Origin of the sequence: Leptolyngbya sp. Cla-17 (genome assembly GCF_016807185.1) — a bacterium.
GTDB lineage: Bacteria > Cyanobacteriota > Cyanobacteriia > Leptolyngbyales > Leptolyngbyaceae > ULC077BIN1.
Window position 1 is genome coordinate 144,782 of record NZ_JAEVYN010000002.1, and the last position, 16,334, is coordinate 161,115.

The window sequence follows — 16,334 nt, forward strand, 5'->3', positions numbered from 1 at the left end:
TAGCGACAATGAAATAACCCTGGAGAGTCAGAGGGTGGAGGGGTGAGGAGGAATTACCGTTTCATCGTTAGCCGTCGTTCTAAGAAGCCGATGCCGTAGTCGGCTGCCAGGGCGATCGCTGCTGCCGGAACGGCTCCTGCCAAAATTAGTTGGTTGTTGACCACGGCGATACCGCGAAAAATGAACACACCCAAACCACCCGCCCCGATCGCCGCTGCAATGGTGGCAATGCCCACGGCAATCACCACAGCGACCCGCACGCCTGCCAAAATTACGCCCAACGCCAGCGGCAGTTCCACACGAGATAGCAGTTGCCAATCGGTCATACCCATGCCCCGTCCGGCTTCTCGCACTGCCGGATCGACATTCATGATGCCTGTGTAGGTATTGCGGATGATGGGCAAGAAAGAGTAAACCGTCAGCGCAATAATGGCCGGAACTGCGCCAATGCCGACCAAGGGAATCAACAAGCCAAACAGCGCCAAACTAGGAATCGTTTGCAGAATGTTGGCGATCGCGAGTACAGGCTGACGCAATGCTTTTTTGCGGGTGATCAAAACACCGAGGGGAATGCTGATGAGAATCGAGATCGCAACGGCAATGCCCACCAATAAGAGGTGTTCGCCCGTGCGCTGCACAATCTCGGAGCCATAGCGAATTAGAAAAAAATCTTGCATGGGTTAAGCTCCCACTACAAATTCAGGAACCGATCGCAGCGTGTTGAGAAAGGTTTGGGCTTCGGGATGGGGCGATCGCGCAAAGGCTTCGGGGGTGGCTAGTTCCACCAACCGTCCATTTTCTAGCAAGCCGATCCGCGATGCCAAAATGAAGGCTTCTTGAATGTCGTGGGTGACGAAGACCACGGTTTTGTTGAGATCCTGCTGCAATCGGCGAAACTCCTGTTGCAGTTCCATACGAGTGATCGGATCGAGCGCTCCAAATGGCTCATCCATTAGCAAAATAGGCGGGTCAGCAGCCAGCGATCGCGCCACGCCAACCCGCTGCCGCTGTCCACCCGACAGTTGATGGGGGTATCGACTGGCAAACTCAGCCGGATCGAGTCCTACCTTGTGCAACAACTCATGCGCGCGTGCTTTTACCCGCTGTGTTTTCTCGCCTTGCAGCGTCGGCACCACGCCCACATTTTGCTCAATCGTCAAATGTGGAAACAAGCCTGTCTCTTGAATCACATAGCCAATTTGCCGCCGCAGTTGAATTTCATCCCAATCAGTGGTCGCTTTTCCTTTAACCAGCACTTGTCCAGAAGTCGGCGTAATTAAGCGATTAATCAGCTTCATGGTAGTGGTTTTGCCAGAGCCGCTGCGCCCTAAAAGCACCAAAAATTCGCCTGTTTGAATCGTAAAGCTCAAATTGGACAGGAGCAATCGCCCATTCGCCTCAACTTCAACCTGATGAAACTGCACAATCGGCTCGGCTGCTGCCGCTATGTGGCTTTTCTGATCCCACTCCATGCCTGCCTCCATTCCACACAAGCTTCAATGTCTCTTAACCCTACCATTTGACAAATCTTTATCCCTAAACCCTAAAGATACGGTTTGGGGAGGTTGCAAATGACACTTACTGTTCTACGGATTGCGCCTCAATCAGAATATAGTACACTTGTACTGAATCGGAGTTTATTTACTCGTGTGTGCCCAACTGATGGAGGCAAGAACCATGAATCGCGATCATCGTAGCGGTGTGAAATATATGCTGGCTGGCGGCTCTATTCTCGCCGCTCTAGGCTTATTGGTAGACTCGCAAGGGCTTTTACCCAAGATGGCTGGTGGCAAGGATATTTGTCAGCAAGTGATTCAAGAAAAGGCAGTGCTGTCTCGTGACCAGCTAACTCAAGTTTTGAGTGTACCAGAACGTGCGAATAAGCAAGCCATTCGACAAGTGATGAAGTTGCCCTATTGTCGCCTTTCAACAATTCAACCACGAGCAGGCATGACCGCAGAGCGAGAAGCTTATCCTCTCGCTTTTGATCCAAAAACATGGTTGATTGTTTTGTATGAGGGAGATGAATATGCCGGATATTCCTTCAGCTTCCGGCGTTAGGCGATCGCGAATTAGGTTCGCCAAAGGAATAGGATTGGCGCTAGCGCTAGTGGTGTTGAATGCCTGCGATCGCACAGAGAACCCCAACGAAACGATCAACCTCAAGATCTATCAAAACTGGCAGCTACAACCGGGTGATAAAATTGCGGGCTTTCCGGTGGTCTCTGGTTTAGGAGATGTTTCTATTGAGCTAAACGGTAAATCTGTTTATGCCCCGTATGATGGGCAAGCCCAAAAAGATCAGCGCAACTGCTTAATTTTTTCTAGCCCCAGTGTGCCTGCTTATCTATTTCGATTGTGCGGCATTTCCAACCCGCGACTGGGTAGCTCCAATCAGGGAGACTCCCTGGGATCAGGAGACGTTCTCCATTTTGCGACGCTGCGAAAACAACCGGATGGCACTTGGGCGATCGTTGAACCCAGCAAACCTATGATTGAACGCATCTTGACGAAATCATGAAAACCAAACCCATTAAAAAGCCTTTTTTCCCCGTTGCCTTGTCTTTAGTGGCTGCGATCGCCACCTGCTCAACTGCGATCGCGGCTGAAACGCCATCAGTCGAACTATCAGCCGACCAAAATCCAGTGACGATGGCGCAAGTGCCGATAGATGTCGCCTCAGCCGAGACAACTGCTGATAGTCCTGTTGATGTTGCCAGCACGATGCCCGTAGAGGTTTCCAGTGCCGTGCCTGTAGAAGTCGCCAGCAACATGCCAGTGGCAGCGCAAGTAGCAGAATCCCAAACCGTTGCAGAATCGCAAGCTGCGACAGAACCGCAAACCGTTGCTGTAAAGGAAGTGGCGGTCACCGGAGCAGAGTCGTCGGGGGCACTCAACTTTAATCCCCCCTCCGCAGAGGCGATCGCCGCAAAAGAGCAAGAGCCCACCACTGCTCAAATAGCAGATGCACCCACACCAATTGTAGAAACGGCTCCTTCTCAAGTTGCCCCCGATCCTCAAGGGGTTACCGAAAAAGCTGCGGTCAGTCCTAGTGGAGAGAAACTGTTTGAGGGTGGGTCGGAATCGCTAGTTGCCCGAACGGTCGGAGCCGCAGAGGGAACCCGCGCTGCCGATGGTGGCAAAACGAGCTTGTATGAAGGGCACATCGATCCGGGCAATGGCGTTTGGAACCGGGGCACTTTTTCCTATCAATTTGGCAATGAAGAAAATTTGACGGCAGATGAAGCCGATCGCCGCCAACTGGCGAAAATTCAGCGAATTCATGAATCGGTGATGTTACCCAAAGCGGCAGAAAAAGGTATCGCTCCACTCACCCTTGCTGAGGAGATCAATGGCATTGATTTAATCAACCAGGCTCCCTTGGCGGTGACTGAGGAAGGCGGCTATGTAGAGCGTTTAGCAGAAGCCAAAAAGAAGGGCTTGTCTGGAGATGAAGCTATTTTGGATGCGCGAGTCTGGGCGTTTTGGGATGCGGGCAAAGGAGGCTGGGATGCGCCCGGTCTCAGAGCTTACGACGATATGGGTAAAGAAGCCAGCATTCGCCACGACCAAGATCGGCGCATGGGCATGATTGATCAGGCGTTAGAAGCATACCAACAGCAGCATGGCGAAATCGCCCAATCGATCCCCAGTGCTGACTCCACGAAACTGAGCCAAAACGCGATCGCGGGTGTGCCACCCTCGTCAAATAGTAATCTGCTGGCCCTTGTACGATTGCTTGCTTCTCAAGATTTGTCTCGGTAAGAATTTAAGACTTCTTTTACCATTTCTTAACGATGCAGACGGAACTCTCAGGTACTCTGACAGAGGGATTACCTGTTGATAAAACCTTAAAAAGTGTTTTCCATTCCTCATGCGACTGTTTGATTTTTTGGTGAAAGGTGGACCGATGATGGTTCCTATTGTGGGACTATCGGTATTGACGCTTGCCTGTGCATTAGAGCGGGGAGTATTTTGGTTTCGCTTGCTGCACCGCAATCAACGCACTGCGCGATCAATATTGGAAGCCGCCCGCTATGATTTGAAAGATGCTACCGCGATCGCTGAAAAGTCATCTAACTTAGCCATCAGTCGCTTTTTATCCACTCCTCTACGGTTAACCAATCTCACCCCGGATACCTTTCACCTAGCCCTCCAAGCAGCAGCCGATCGCGAATTCGCCACAATGCACAAGGGTGATCGCTGGTTTGAAAGCCTTATTGGGCTTGCCCCACTGTTAGGGGTATTAGGCACAGTGGCTCAATTAATGGCTATTTTTGCCAACGTCAAACCAAGTTCTGAGCAAGCGATCGATATCGCCAAAGCAACGAATGGAATTAGTGATGCGCTGATTCCATTTGCCAGTGGATTAGTGGTTGCCATCTTCGCGTTTATCGCTTATCGCATCCTGATATCCTTGCAGGCGCGACAAATGGATTACTTTTATAAGATTGGCAATGAATTAGAACTCATCTATCGCCAAGTTTGGCACGAACCTTCGCTGCGTTTAAGTTCGCGTTTGCCTGAAGACACTCCCATCGTTTCAATCGATAGCTAAGGTGTCAAAGCTGAAGCGCGGAGTTGCCCACAGGCCGCATCTGCTTCCAGTCCACGGGAGTACCGCACGCTGACAGCGATATGGCGTTTTTTCAGTTCTGCTACAAATGCTTGCACTCGTTGAGGGGTGGGACGTTTATAGTCAACTTCTTGAATGGGATTGTAAGGGATGAGATTGACGTGGCTTTGAAATCCCCGAAGATGAGCCGCTAGTTCTTGGGCGTGTTCTGGGCGATCGTTGAGTTCTGCCAGCAAGATGTATTCAAAGCTAACCCGTCGTCCTGTGAGCCGCACATAATCTCGGCATTCTGCCAGCAGATCCTTTAAGGCGTAGTGGTGCGCACTAGGAATTAGGGTTTCTCGTTGCGCCTGGTTGGATGCGTGTAAGCTGACGGCTAGAGTGACTTGCAATTGATGCTCGGCAAATCGTCTGACATGACCGGGAATGCCCACTGTGGAAACGGTCATCAGCCGTTGCCCAATACCGACATCTTGATTGAGGCTGTGAATTGCGGCGACCACATTATCCGTGTTGAGCATCGGTTCCCCCATGCCCATAAACACAATATTACTGACGCGCTGTCCAAAGTCTTCTTGCACCGTCAATACCTGATCCACAATTTCGTGGGTTGCCAGGTTGCGAACAAAACCACCTTTTCCGGTGGCGCAAAAGTCGCATCCCATCGGGCATCCAACCTGGGAGGAGACGCAAACGGTGAGGCGATCGAGATCGTGATTATCCCCTTCTGCCTGCTTATTTTTCCAGTCGAAGGTGGGAATGCCAACCGCTTCAATGATGTGTCCATCGGCTAAGCGCAGCAGAAATTTGACGGTGCCATCGGGTGCAACGGAGCGGAAGTGAATCTGAGATCGCCCAATCTCCACCGCTTCCATCTCTGTTCGCCACTGCTTAGGGAAAACGGTGATATCTGTTAGCGATCGCGCTCCTTTTTCATAAATCCACTGGTGCAGTTGCTTCCCTCGATAGCTCGGCTGCCCCTGTGCCTGCACCCAGGCGGTCAGGTCTGTTAACGATTGACCGAGTAGGGGAACTGATAATTGGGTTGATGAAGCAAGCGTGGAAGGTGAAGACATGGACGTTGGCGATCGCTCGAATGGCAGCAATCTCTATCTTAAAGCGTCTGACTAAATATCTGCGTCGCCTTCAAACAGCGTTTTCAACGGTAAGGCATTCAAGTGATGGGTTTCTGACAGGTAGCGAGCCAGCACATCACTTTGACCATGGGTCACGTAGATAGTTTTTGCGCCTGTTTGCAAGACTGTATTCACCAGACCGTTCCAGTCAGCGTGATCGGATAAGACGAAACCGCGTTCATACCCTCGGCGACGACGGGCACCCCGAACCGCCATCCAGCCAGAGGCAAAAGCGGTTTGGGGCTGCTGAAAGCGTTTCATCCACGTCGATCTATGACCAGAGGGCGGTGCCAAGACGAGATCGCCCTTGAATTTGTAGTCGCGCGGCATTTCGGAGACGGGAATGGTCGGCACCATTTCTACGCCCATCTGCCGATAGATTTCAGTTAGCACATGAACGGCTCCATGCACATAAACGGGCTGATCGGTGAATTTTCGTAGCTCTGCCAACACTCGTTGGGCTTTGCCAAATGAGTAGCAAAACAAGAGAGTTGGGCGATCGCGATCGCTGATCCACCAGTCATAGACTTGGCGACAGGTTTCCTCACCTGTGTTCCACCGATAAATCGGTAGCCCAAAGGTAGCTTCGGTAATGAAGGTATCGCAGGGAACCACCTCAAACGCAGTACAGGTCGGATCGGCGCAGCGTTTATAATCCCCGGATATCACCCAGACTTCATCTTTATGCTCCACCCGAATTTGGGCAGAGCCTAGCACATGTCCCGCGGCATGAAAGGAGACCCAGGTATTTCCTAGCTTGACGCGATCTCCATATTTCACACCTTGCAAATTAGTCTGTTCGCCTAACCGCTTTTTCAAAATGCCTTCCGAAATTTGGGTGGCAAAGTACTGATTGGAACCCGAACGAGCATGATCCGAGTGGGCGTGGGTAATCAGCGCGGTGTCTACAGGTCGCCAAGGGTCAATAAAGAAGCCACCCTGTTCGCAATAGAGCCCTTCTGGCAAAACGGTGATGAGGGACATAGAGGCAGGGACTACAGATCAGGGACATAGAGGCAGGGACTACAGATCAGGTTTAAAGAGAAAAAAGGGTTTAGGTGGGAAGGAGAGGCAAAAGGAGCGTAACGAAGTAGTAGACCAAGGGTGCGGTAAAAACGTAGCTATCGGCGCGATCGAGAATGCCGCCATGTCCTGGAATCAGTTGTCCCGAGTCTTTGACTCCGGCATCCCGTTTCATCATCGATTCGGTCAAGTCGCCTAGCAAGCTAGCAATCCCGATCAACAAGCCGAGGGCTGCCCCAGTGATGGGCCAGCCTGACCAGCCCAGATACCAGGAACCCGCAATCGCAACGGCAACACTGCCAGCAACGCCAAACACTGCACCCTCCACGGTTTTTTTGGGACTAATATCAGACAGGCGAGTGCGCCCAAATGCTTTGCCAAAAATATAAGCGCCAATGTCAGCAGCCCAGATGCAGATGAATGCCAATAAGGTGCAGGTTAGCCCTTGGGGCAGGGCGTGTAGATTTGTCCAATCGTTTGTCCAAAAGCCATCTAGGGGAAGGTTGCTTGCCTGCACTTGTCCGAGCGATCGCAACCGCACCCAATAGCTGGGCAAATACCCACCATAAAACAAGCCCATAATTGAGGCGGAAATATCGGCGATCGTGGCAAACTTAGGCTGAAACAGCAGGTAGAAACAGATAAATGTGCCTGCCACCGGAAACACTGCATCGGCAACGGTGGGCGAAAGATTGGAAATAACGAGCAGCGCTTGACTGACGACCAGCGTTGTTTTTGCAGCCGGAATGATGCCTTTTGCACGAGTAAGCTGAAAATATTCAAGCTGTCCCAAGTAGATGATGATGCCAAAACCCAGGGTGAAATACCAACCTCCCAGCAAAATCATTCCAAGCGCGATCGCAATTGCGATCGCTCCACTCACAATACGAGACCATGGCATAGAAATTGTTGGGGATGAAGAAGACCCAGACACAGGTTTTAGCAAGATTAACTAAGAGTTAAGAAAGATTAAAAGCTTTTGAAACACTCTAACCGATTTAGTTTTACCTAAATTGGGCAGCACTTCAAAAAATCAACCAAATACTCTTAAATTAACGAATTTAACCGGAAAAAAGAGAAAGGACGTTTTGAGTTTTGATGCTGCTTACAGTTTTTCCCCGCTGAGTACAAAAATTGGATCAGTTGCCGTAAAAACCTGGCTAATTCCGCGCTTTTCTAATCGGTTCACCGCTAGCTGCACCACCTCCACATTGCGAACCTGTAGCTCAGCAAAGCTTTCTGATACCTGATACAACCCTTCTAGACTAGCGGCGGTGGCAACCACTCGCCCGCTAACTGGTAGGTGCTGCCAGACTTCCAGCAGAATTGCTTTAATTGAACGCCCACCCCCAATGCAGACTCGCTGGGGCGATCGCGCCAAATCTTTAAGGCAGTCTGGGGCAATCCCTTCAATCACCTCAACGTTGGTGACTCCAAAGCGATCGCAGTTGCGTCGAATTAAGCTGGCAACGTCTTCATCTCGCTCGATCGCAATCACCTGCCCTTGGGCGCAGAGCAATCCCGCTTCTACTGAAATGGTGCCTGTGCCTGCGCCAATATCCCACAGCACCGAATTTGACTCTAATCGCAAATAAGATAGAAGCAACAGTCGAATTTCGCGGGGAGTCATGGGAATCCCAGGCAGACGCTCAAACATCTCATCTGGAATTCCTGGAGTAACATAAGACCATGAGTAGGAAAGCATGAGAGAAGGTTACGGGGGGTAAGTAGGCTACAAACTAAAGCTGGCTGACTTAACTTCTTACACCTTACACTCACCTCTTCAAACAAGGATGTCTCACTCATTCAAATGAAGATCCGGGCGATCGCCATTTGGCTGTGAATAGTAAAATACTTTCGTTCAATTTGCCATCTCATCTAAATAATGCTTTTAGACGCTAAACACGTGTTGATTGTTGTAGACGATCAGGGACGCAAAGAACACATTCTGGATGCGCCCATGTATTCGATTGGCAGAGATCCGAACTGTGATATTCGCCTGGTTTCGCAGTTTGTTTCGCGCCGTCATGCAACGTTGGTGCAGCTTCCTGGCGATGAAGGAGAGTATCATTATCGGATCGTGGATGGCGCTCCAAAGGGAAAACCGAGTTCTAACGGATTGCTGGTGAATGGGCGGAAAGTGCAAGCCTGCGACCTCAACGATCATGATGAGATTATGTTTGGTCCCAAGATTCACGCGACTTATCAGCTACAGACGCAAGCAGCGGAACAGACACGACCCCAAAATTTTGATGAAACCATGATCCCCCTGGATGACTGGGACAGTAGCTCAAGAGCCTAGGCTTTAACTACCTTTAAAGTGACAAAGCTGGCATCCGAGCAGCCGCTGAGAATACCGCCAGATGCAAGGATCTTTTGCAAGTAAGCGATCGCAGTTTCTGTCACAACTTCTCCAGGAATGAGCACCGGGATGCCCGGTGGATAGGGACACACTAATTCAGCGCTAATGCGGTGGTTGGCATCGGCGATTGCCACAGTTTCAGTGGCAGCAAAAAAAGCTTCGCGGGGAGAAAGGGAAGGTAAGGAACAGGGAATAGGGGAAAGGAATCTTGCACTCCGCACTCCGCACTCTGCACTCTGCACTCTGCACTCCTGTGCTAGCTGTTTAAAAGCGCTGACGAGCTGATTCATATCTGCCGTTGTGTTGCCCAAGCTGATGATGAAGGTGAGGTGTTGCAGAGAGGGAAACTCGGCGGTTACGCTCAGTTTTGTGTTGAGAATGTCGTCGGCAGTGAAACCATCAATGCCCAAACCAGAAACGGTGACGGTGAGGCGAGTGGCATCAAAATCAACAAATCCGGGTGTGGTGGCGTGGTGATGGCTCAACGTGGCGAGTTTGGGAATCTGGCTAATCTGCGATCGCGCTTTTTCCGCCAAGTGTAAGGTGTGGGTCATCAGCGCCTCTCCCTGAGTTGCCATTTGCCAACGCGCCGCATCCAGAGAAGCCAATAGTAAATAGTTGGGACTGGTGGATTGCACCAGGGCGAGGGATTTGGAGAGGCGATCGCGATCAACTAAATCGCCTTGAACATGCACCATTGCCGCTTGAGTCAAGGCAGACAGAGTTTTGTGAGTAGACTGCACCGCGACGTCGGCACCTGCTTTTAAGGCTGATCTGGGTAAATCGGCATGGAAGGCAAAGTGGGCACCGTGGGCTTCATCGACGATTAGGGGAATGCCGTGGTGATGGGCAACTTGGGCGATCGCGCTCACATCGCCACAGGCACCATAGTAAGTCGGCGACACCATCAGCACTGCTTTGGCGGTGGGATGGTTGGCTAAGGCCGTTGTCACTGCTGCTGGAGTAATGCTGTGAGCGATATCCAGCGCTGGATCGTAATCTGGATTGATAAACACAGGCACCGCACCCGACAAAATCAGCCCCGAAATAGCAGACTGATGCACCGTGCGCGGCAAGAGGAGAATATCTCCCGGATTGCAGGTCGCCAGAATTGCCGCAATCACGCCGCTAGTGGAACCATTTGCCAAAAACCAGGTGCGATCGGCTCCAAATGCCGCTGCCGCGAGTTCTTGCGCTGCCAAGATTACGCTTTCGGGCGCAAATAAATTATCTAGTTCGGGTAGTTCTGGCAAATCTGCCCGAAAAACTTGTTCTCCTAATAAATCTTTTAAGGGCGACGCAACACCCTGTCCGCGCTTATGTCCGGGTGTATAAAACGGGGCGTGGAGACGATTGGCGCAGTGGCGTAGTGCCTCAACCAACGGCAGCTCTGCTTGAGAGTGAAACTGACTACTCATCGCGATCGCCCATTGCTAAGACTGCCGCTAAACAAACTACGCGCCACAGATTCACAAGTCAACTATTGCAAACTTGTTTCTTCCGGCGAGTTGTCTGGCATTGCCCCATCGCTAGCACTGTCTAACTCTGCGGCTTCTTCCGAATCATCCGATAATACTGGCTCACCCGGTTCAGAATTGTACAAATCCACCGCGTTGACATCCAATTTGCTGTAGGCGACCTGCACTGGGATGCTGTCGGGTTGAGCCATGGGCTGGGGCGCGATCGCCAGATTCACAGCCGCGACTAAACCGGCGCAAACTCCCGTTAATCTGAGGAAATAGAGCATCGAAAAACCCTTTCCGTAGACAATGCAAGCTAATTTAACTTTCGTTTAAGACGGAATAAGTTTATTTGTGACAAGAGTTTGTGTTTTTTCTGTTCTCCCACGCCTGTCACAAACCGATACAATTGAAGGCTGTTCTACTAGCGCGATCGCTTTAGGTGAGTTATGCTCCAAGCCGGGATTGTTGGGTTGCCAAACGTTGGAAAATCCACTTTATTTAATGCCCTGGTTGCCAATGCCAAGGCGCAAGCTGCCAACTTTCCATTTTGCACAATCGAACCCAACGTGGGCATTGTTGCGGTGCCCGATGAACGCCTGCCCATCTTGGCAAAAATCGCTGCTTCTGCCGAGATTATCCCCACGCGGGTTGAGTTTGTGGATATTGCTGGATTGGTCAAAGGTGCCAGCAAAGGGGAAGGGCTGGGTAATCAGTTTTTGGCAAATATTCGCGAAGTGGATGCGATCGCCCATGTGGTGCGCTGTTTTGAAAACGACGACATCATTCACGTTTCCGGTTCTATCGATCCGATCCGCGACATCGAAATCATCAACCTGGAACTAGCACTGGCCGATCTGGGGCAGATCGAAAAAAGGCTCGATCGCGCCAAAAAACAAGCCCGTGGCAACAAAGAACTCCAGATTGAAGTGGATGCTTTGGAAAAGTTAATGCCTGTGCTGAATGACGGCAGACCTGCTCGTCAGGTTAGCCTCACTGAAGAAGAAGCACTCGCTGTCAAAGCATTGGGATTGCTGACCCAGAAACCCATAATCTATGCTGCCAATGTCTCGGAAGATGACCTAGCAACGGGCAACGCATGGGTGGAACAGGTGAAAGAATTTGCAGCCAAAGAAAATGCTCAGGTGGTCATTGTCTCTGCCCAAGTAGAATCGGAATTGGTGGAACTGCCGGAAGAAGAGCGCGCCGACTTTCTGGAATCCCTTGGCGTGCAGGAAGGCGGACTGAAATCTCTGATTCGTGCCACTTACGATCTGCTGGGACTTCGCACCTACTTCACCGTAGGACCCAAAGAAACCCGCGCCTGGACGATTAACGCTGGCATGGTTGCGCCCCAAGCCGCTGGAGTCATCCACTCCGACTTTGAACGCTGCTTTATCCGGGCTGAAACCGTTGCCTACGAGGATCTGATAGCGGCTGGTTCTAAGCCAGCGGCGAAGGAAAAAGGACTGGTTCGCAGTGAAGGAAAAGAATACGTTGTCAAAGAAGGCGATGTCATTCTGTTTCACACCAGCGCTTAGAGAAGCGATCGCTCTTCAGGCAATCCACCAAACGTTCGTCAGCATCGTAGTCCTAACTTTGACGCTAATTACGCAGCTTTGGGGAGAACTTCGACGTGGACAGTCATACCGACTTGATTGAGGAAAGTGATCAACGTATCCACCGAAAACCGCCCGATTTTGCCTTGAGTCAGGGCAGTGATTTCATCGCTGGACTGGTTGAGATGATCAGCAGCTTGGGCGATCGTCCAGTTCTGCTGACGAATATGAGTTTGCAGCGCCAACATGAGTTTGGCGCGAATCAGTAAATTTTCAGCTTCCTGATCTGAGAAACCCAGATCAAGAAAGATGTTATCGGCAGCTTGGATAATCATTGTTTCGGTCATGGTTCAGCATTCTCTTCTAAACGAAGTTGTTGAAGCTGTTGGTAGCGCTTCTGCCCCAATTCAAGGTTCTTCTTGGCAGTCTTCTGGGTTTTCTTTTGAAAGGCGTGGAGAACGTAAATCGCTTCCTCAAATTTAGCAACATAGAAGACCCGATAGGCATTTTCAGTACGAATCCGAATCTCTTCTACTCCTTTGCCCACAATCGCCATTGGTTTGAAGTCGGGCGGTGGCTCACCTTGTTGAATTGCCCACAGTGCAAAACCAACTTCTTTTCGCGCTTCTTCCGGCAACTCCTGGATTTCTTCACGGGCAGCGCCAACCCACCGAATAGGTTTGACCATCATTGCTGTCTATTTTCTAAAGCAGCAGAGATCGGCAACAGCAGGGTATCTTCGATTTCCTGACGCACTTCGCGGCTGACGTAACAAGCGCTGTTGAGGCAATCCACCAGCAGTTGATTGGCATCATAGTATTGACGTAGCAATTGTGTTTGTTCCGGGTCAAACTGCCACTCTTGATCGAAATTCAAAAAATCATTCAGCACCTTCGCAAATTTCTCGTCCCAAGAGTGCCCGTTACAATACAGTTGATTTTTCCAGTTTTTACTATTTGAAAAAATGGCTAACATCAATTGCTTTTTCTTATTCTCTTCTTCTTCATCTACTAAAGCTTGTATCCTTTTGATTTCTTCTTTCATATTTTCATATGCTTTCTTTAAGAGATTTTTTAGAATACCCAGCTCGTTTTCTAAAGTAGGAGAAAAGCGTAAGTTAAAAGCCAAAGCGATTGCATGGTAACAATTAGCCTGGAGAAAATGATCGAAGAAAAAATCGTAATCGTAGCAAAAACTAGAGTCTATCTGAAATCGAAGGTCAGGCAATCGAAGAAAGTTAACTCCATAGTCAATGCTTATTGTATAACTAGGAAGGTTTTGTGCTAAGCCCATATTATTAATGAAATAACAAGCCCTAACTACTTCAGGTTTATAAGATATTTCAATTGACTTTACCTTTTCGTTTATCCATTGTAAAAACTCTTGTAACTTATCGTTTTCTTCTAAAAGCTCATCAATTTTATGTTTCATCGAACACAATAATTGCTCAGCAGTATCAAGCATTTCAGTGATGAGTAAGAATACTTCGCGCCAACGTGAATTGCAGATATTTTTGAAGAGAATTTCCTGCTCCTGATGTTGCACGAACCAATGTGCTGCAAAATACTCCTGAAATGTTAAGTGAGAAAACGACCAAATTTTCCAGGCTCTTGCAACTAACAAACCATGTTGGGATTCGATCGCTTTCAAGACTTTGTAACTCTCTCCACGAGAAATACTCAAATGCTCACTAATTAAATTCTCAATTTCCGATTGATGAAACAAGATAAAGTTTGCTTTTCCATTCGATTGAAGCTGAGGATTGGTAAATTTATGATGCGCCAGGTGACTGAGTAAATCTTTACGCTGATCAATGTTCAACGCTTTGTAGACTTCGCTGTTGCAATGACGCTTGATCGCTCTGATTTCATCCCACTGTTCCAGCAAGAGGTCAAGACCCTGTTCATAAAGCTCAGATCGCTTGCTGGGTAATTCGTCACGATCTTGGAAAATCCAACATGCCAAACTTAGTAATAAAGGAATTTCCATTAGGTTAGCCGCTGGCTTGTTTTGCTCAGCTAACTGTAGAAAAAGATCAGCTTTACTGTTCCCCTGTTGAGCATTGATAGCCGTGAACCATTTGTAAGCAAATGCTTTGATCTGCTTTGGCTTAAATTCTGCAATTTCTACACACTCAAAACCCCTTGGCACAAATTCTGTCGTTTGGGTACGGCAAGTAACGATCGTTGGTACCTGATCATAGCTATCAAAGAAATCACGTAACCGAGCCTGAATAGGTTTTTGCCACTGTTCCGGTACTTCATCTAATCCGTCAAGCAGCAGCAGCACACGAGCATTGTTCAAAAGCTGTTTGGTTTGCTTCAAGTCTGCAAGTTTGAGCTTGGTTGTAATCCAACTGATCAAATCCAACTTGTTACGGCGGATTGCAGTGTTAAGAGGGACAGTAACAGCAGTGTGCAAACCAGTTGTGCAAATGTTGAGGATCTATCAAATCCATCGCTGTGGCAATGAGGGTATCTACCCTTTTCGAGGTTGTCGGCGAGAACTGTCTTAGGAAAGCCTTTAACTGTGACCACCAATGCTCAATCGGATTAAATTCGGGAGAGTAAGGAGACAGATACAGAACCTTCGCTCCAACCGCCTCAATTAAAGGTGCAATGGCTTTTACCTTGTGAGCAGGCAGGTTATCCATGACCACGACAGCCCCTTTCCACAGTTGAGGCACAAGACACTTTGAGACGTACACCTCAAAGACAACCGCGTCCATCGACTGATCTATCGTCATCACAGCCAGCACCTTTGAGACGGTAATCGCGCCCATGACACTCACCTTCTTGCCCCGATAAAAAGGTTTGAAGTCATACGCTCGTTCCCCAGGTGCAGCACGGGCATGGGTTCGCATGAGTCCCAGTAGAACACCCATCTCATCGAGAAACACTAAATCTTTGAGTTCTATACTCGTCACCTGTGCCCAGTACTCCTGTCTCAGGAGTTGGACTCGTTCGCTGGTGGCTTGGCTGGAGCGGAGCGTTTTTTTTTGCGCGGTAAATTGAGTCTCTGAAAGGTTCGGCACATAGTACTTTGGCTAACCCATAGCCCAGTCTCATCAAAGAGTAGCTCACAATATTCCGCTAAGGTCGCATCGCGCTGGTTCTCGAAGATCGCCACTAACTGGTCTTTGTGCTCCATCACAGGACTCACCGAACCACCCTGCTTATGGGGAACGACGTGACCTTCTGTGCGCTTCTGAATCATCCATCTCTCGACGCAACTCTTGCTGACAGCAAAGCGGGCAGCAACTTTTCGGATCGAGCTATCACCCTTCTCCATAGCACTTACAATCTTCTCTCGAAAGTCTATGGAATACGGCTTCATTTTTGACCCAACGTTGTAATCCTTCATTGTCCTCTATCTGACTGCAATCCGCTGTATCATCCAAGTCTCGGAACTCTAACAACACTGGAATAGCTTGAGGTTGAAAATCACCTTGATTGCAAGCGATCGCTAAATGCTGCAAAAAGGTGCTTTTTCCCATTCCAGGTTTGCCTAAAATGACTAAACGCTTAAATTGTTCAACGACAGTTATTCCTGATTGACGTTCGCCTCGGTTTCCGATTGCGAGTCGATCAGTTTCCAAATTATGACTTTCAAATATTGACTCTGGGCTTAAGTTCAAGCGTTCGGAACTTAATAGATAAACCTCAACAAACAGGTCATTTACATTAATCTGTAGTCCGTTCAATAACCGAATTTTGCCGTAGCTGTCTTGAAGCGTAGGTCGAATGCGATCGCGCACTTCCCGCACCAACTCATCAATCTCATTTACTTCATTATTAGTAGAGCCTGGAGTTTCAAAAGGAATGAACTTTTGATATTCCTTCAGCAAGAAATCGTGCAGTTTGCGGAGTTTCCCAGGTCCTTTGCCACGAATGCTGAACTTGTTATAAACCCCGCTCATCCGGGTTCCAAACGCAGATTCCGAAATCGAGAGAATTTCTGCAATCTCAAAGTTGTTCCCGTTACTGCTAAAGCGTTCAACAAAAGCTTCCTCCTGTTCAAAAGAAAGCTCATACTTCTTGGCTAATTCAGCAACGAACTCACGAGGTAACGGCTGCATTCACTGAAATCAATGACTTTACAGCCCAGTCTACCCGCTAATTTGTGGTTCTTGAGTATAAGTCAGCTAAAGTCAGTCTTGTCAGCTTAAGCTTGGATGAAATCTCTCAAACCCAACTGGGACAGTGAATGTAGTAATTT

20 protein-coding genes are annotated in these 16,334 nt (G+C 49.1%); 6 read left to right on the forward strand and 14 right to left on the reverse strand.

What is annotated here, in order from left to right:
* Positions 1-53: 53 nt before the first annotated feature.
* Entirely contained in the window at positions 54-677 is a 624-nt protein-coding gene (locus JOY44_RS11860; RefSeq protein WP_171573971.1) for an ABC transporter permease, read from the reverse strand.
* 3 nt (positions 678-680) lie between these two features.
* Positions 681-1,472, reverse strand: coding sequence for an ABC transporter ATP-binding protein (locus tag JOY44_RS11865; protein WP_171573972.1), 792 nt, complete (start codon positions 1,470-1,472; stop codon positions 681-683).
* 205 nt (positions 1,473-1,677) lie between these two features.
* On the opposite strand from JOY44_RS11865, the gene JOY44_RS11870 reads away from it, so the two are divergent.
* From JOY44_RS11870 to JOY44_RS11885, 4 genes are all read left to right on the forward strand, one after another.
* The gene (locus tag JOY44_RS11870) at positions 1,678-2,061 is read left to right on the forward strand and encodes a hypothetical protein (protein ID WP_171573973.1); all 384 of its coding nucleotides are present in this window, start codon (positions 1,678-1,680) and stop codon (positions 2,059-2,061) included.
* A complete protein-coding gene (locus JOY44_RS11875) occupies positions 2,030-2,521 on the forward strand; it encodes a hypothetical protein (protein ID WP_197985222.1) in 492 nt (163 codons plus the stop codon). Before JOY44_RS11870 ends, JOY44_RS11875 begins: the two co-directional genes overlap by 32 nt.
* The gene (locus JOY44_RS31175) at positions 2,518-3,765 is read left to right on the forward strand and encodes a hypothetical protein (protein WP_197985223.1); all 1,248 of its coding nucleotides are present in this window, start codon (positions 2,518-2,520) and stop codon (positions 3,763-3,765) included. Before JOY44_RS11875 ends, JOY44_RS31175 begins: the two co-directional genes overlap by 4 nt.
* A 109-nt stretch (positions 3,766-3,874) precedes the next feature.
* Positions 3,875-4,558, forward strand: a complete 684-nt coding sequence (locus JOY44_RS11885; RefSeq protein WP_171573974.1) for a MotA/TolQ/ExbB proton channel family protein — start codon at positions 3,875-3,877, stop codon at positions 4,556-4,558.
* Here the strand turns inward: JOY44_RS11885 and rlmN are convergent.
* The 4 genes from rlmN to cbiT all read right to left on the reverse strand — a co-directional run bounded on the left by rlmN (position 4,555) and on the right by cbiT (position 8,440).
* Positions 4,555-5,652: a 23S rRNA (adenine(2503)-C(2))-methyltransferase RlmN gene (gene rlmN, locus JOY44_RS11890; RefSeq protein WP_171573975.1), complete on the reverse strand. Its 1,098-nt coding sequence runs from the start codon at positions 5,650-5,652 to the stop codon at positions 4,555-4,557. The genes JOY44_RS11885 and rlmN overlap by 4 nt on opposite strands.
* A 51-nt stretch (positions 5,653-5,703) precedes the next feature.
* Positions 5,704-6,696, reverse strand: coding sequence for a ligase-associated DNA damage response exonuclease (locus tag JOY44_RS11895; protein WP_171573976.1), 993 nt, complete (start codon positions 6,694-6,696; stop codon positions 5,704-5,706).
* 70 nt (positions 6,697-6,766) lie between these two features.
* Positions 6,767-7,636 (reverse strand): phosphatidate cytidylyltransferase, encoded by an 870-nt coding sequence (locus JOY44_RS11900; protein WP_171573977.1) that lies wholly within the window; start codon positions 7,634-7,636, stop codon positions 6,767-6,769.
* Positions 7,637-7,840: 204 nt separating this feature from the next.
* Positions 7,841-8,440, reverse strand: a complete 600-nt coding sequence (gene cbiT / locus JOY44_RS11905) for a precorrin-6Y C5,15-methyltransferase subunit CbiT (protein WP_171573978.1) — start codon at positions 8,438-8,440, stop codon at positions 7,841-7,843.
* Between the two features lie 180 nt (positions 8,441-8,620).
* Here cbiT and JOY44_RS11910 point away from each other — a divergent pair, with 180 nt between their 5' ends.
* On the forward strand, positions 8,621-9,037 hold the full coding sequence (locus JOY44_RS11910; RefSeq protein ID WP_171573979.1) for an FHA domain-containing protein: 417 nt from the start codon (positions 8,621-8,623) through the stop codon (positions 9,035-9,037).
* On the opposite strand, the gene JOY44_RS11915 is transcribed toward JOY44_RS11910, so the two are convergent.
* A complete protein-coding gene (locus JOY44_RS11915) occupies positions 9,034-10,515 on the reverse strand; it encodes an aminotransferase class I/II-fold pyridoxal phosphate-dependent enzyme (protein ID WP_171573980.1) in 1,482 nt (493 codons plus the stop codon). The two genes, JOY44_RS11910 and JOY44_RS11915, sit on opposite strands and share 4 nt — an antisense overlap.
* A gap of 62 nt (positions 10,516-10,577) precedes the next feature.
* Positions 10,578-10,844 carry a hypothetical protein gene (locus tag JOY44_RS11920; protein WP_171573981.1) on the reverse strand — a complete coding sequence of 89 codons (267 nt, stop codon included), beginning with the start codon at positions 10,842-10,844 and terminating at the stop codon, positions 10,578-10,580.
* Between the two features lie 162 nt (positions 10,845-11,006).
* Between JOY44_RS11920 and ychF the strand changes: the two genes are divergently transcribed.
* The gene (gene ychF / locus JOY44_RS11925; RefSeq protein ID WP_171573982.1) at positions 11,007-12,098 is read left to right on the forward strand and encodes a redox-regulated ATPase YchF; all 1,092 of its coding nucleotides are present in this window, start codon (positions 11,007-11,009) and stop codon (positions 12,096-12,098) included.
* A gap of 68 nt (positions 12,099-12,166) precedes the next feature.
* Here ychF and JOY44_RS11930 read toward each other — a convergent pair whose 3' ends face one another.
* The 6 genes from JOY44_RS11930 to JOY44_RS11955 are packed head-to-tail and all read right to left on the reverse strand — an operon-like array spanning position 12,167 to position 16,194.
* The gene (locus JOY44_RS11930; protein WP_171573983.1) at positions 12,167-12,463 is read right to left on the reverse strand and encodes a helix-turn-helix domain-containing protein; all 297 of its coding nucleotides are present in this window, start codon (positions 12,461-12,463) and stop codon (positions 12,167-12,169) included.
* Entirely contained in the window at positions 12,460-12,807 is a 348-nt protein-coding gene (locus JOY44_RS11935; RefSeq protein WP_171573984.1) for a type II toxin-antitoxin system RelE/ParE family toxin, read from the reverse strand. Before JOY44_RS11935 ends, JOY44_RS11930 begins: the two co-directional genes overlap by 4 nt.
* Complete coding sequence (locus JOY44_RS11940; RefSeq protein WP_203032017.1) at positions 12,804-14,537, reverse strand: NACHT domain-containing protein; 1,734 nt, start codon at positions 14,535-14,537, stop codon at positions 12,804-12,806. Before JOY44_RS11940 ends, JOY44_RS11935 begins: the two co-directional genes overlap by 4 nt.
* Entirely contained in the window at positions 14,509-15,150 is a 642-nt protein-coding gene (locus JOY44_RS11945; protein WP_171571819.1) for an IS630 family transposase, read from the reverse strand. The genes JOY44_RS11940 and JOY44_RS11945 overlap by 29 nt, the downstream gene beginning before the upstream one ends.
* Positions 15,063-15,407 (reverse strand): helix-turn-helix domain-containing protein, encoded by a 345-nt coding sequence (locus tag JOY44_RS11950; protein WP_171573986.1) that lies wholly within the window; start codon positions 15,405-15,407, stop codon positions 15,063-15,065. The genes JOY44_RS11945 and JOY44_RS11950 overlap by 88 nt, the downstream gene beginning before the upstream one ends.
* Positions 15,394-16,194 (reverse strand): hypothetical protein, encoded by an 801-nt coding sequence (locus JOY44_RS11955; RefSeq protein ID WP_171573987.1) that lies wholly within the window; start codon positions 16,192-16,194, stop codon positions 15,394-15,396. Before JOY44_RS11955 ends, JOY44_RS11950 begins: the two co-directional genes overlap by 14 nt.
* Positions 16,195-16,334 lie beyond the last annotated feature (140 nt).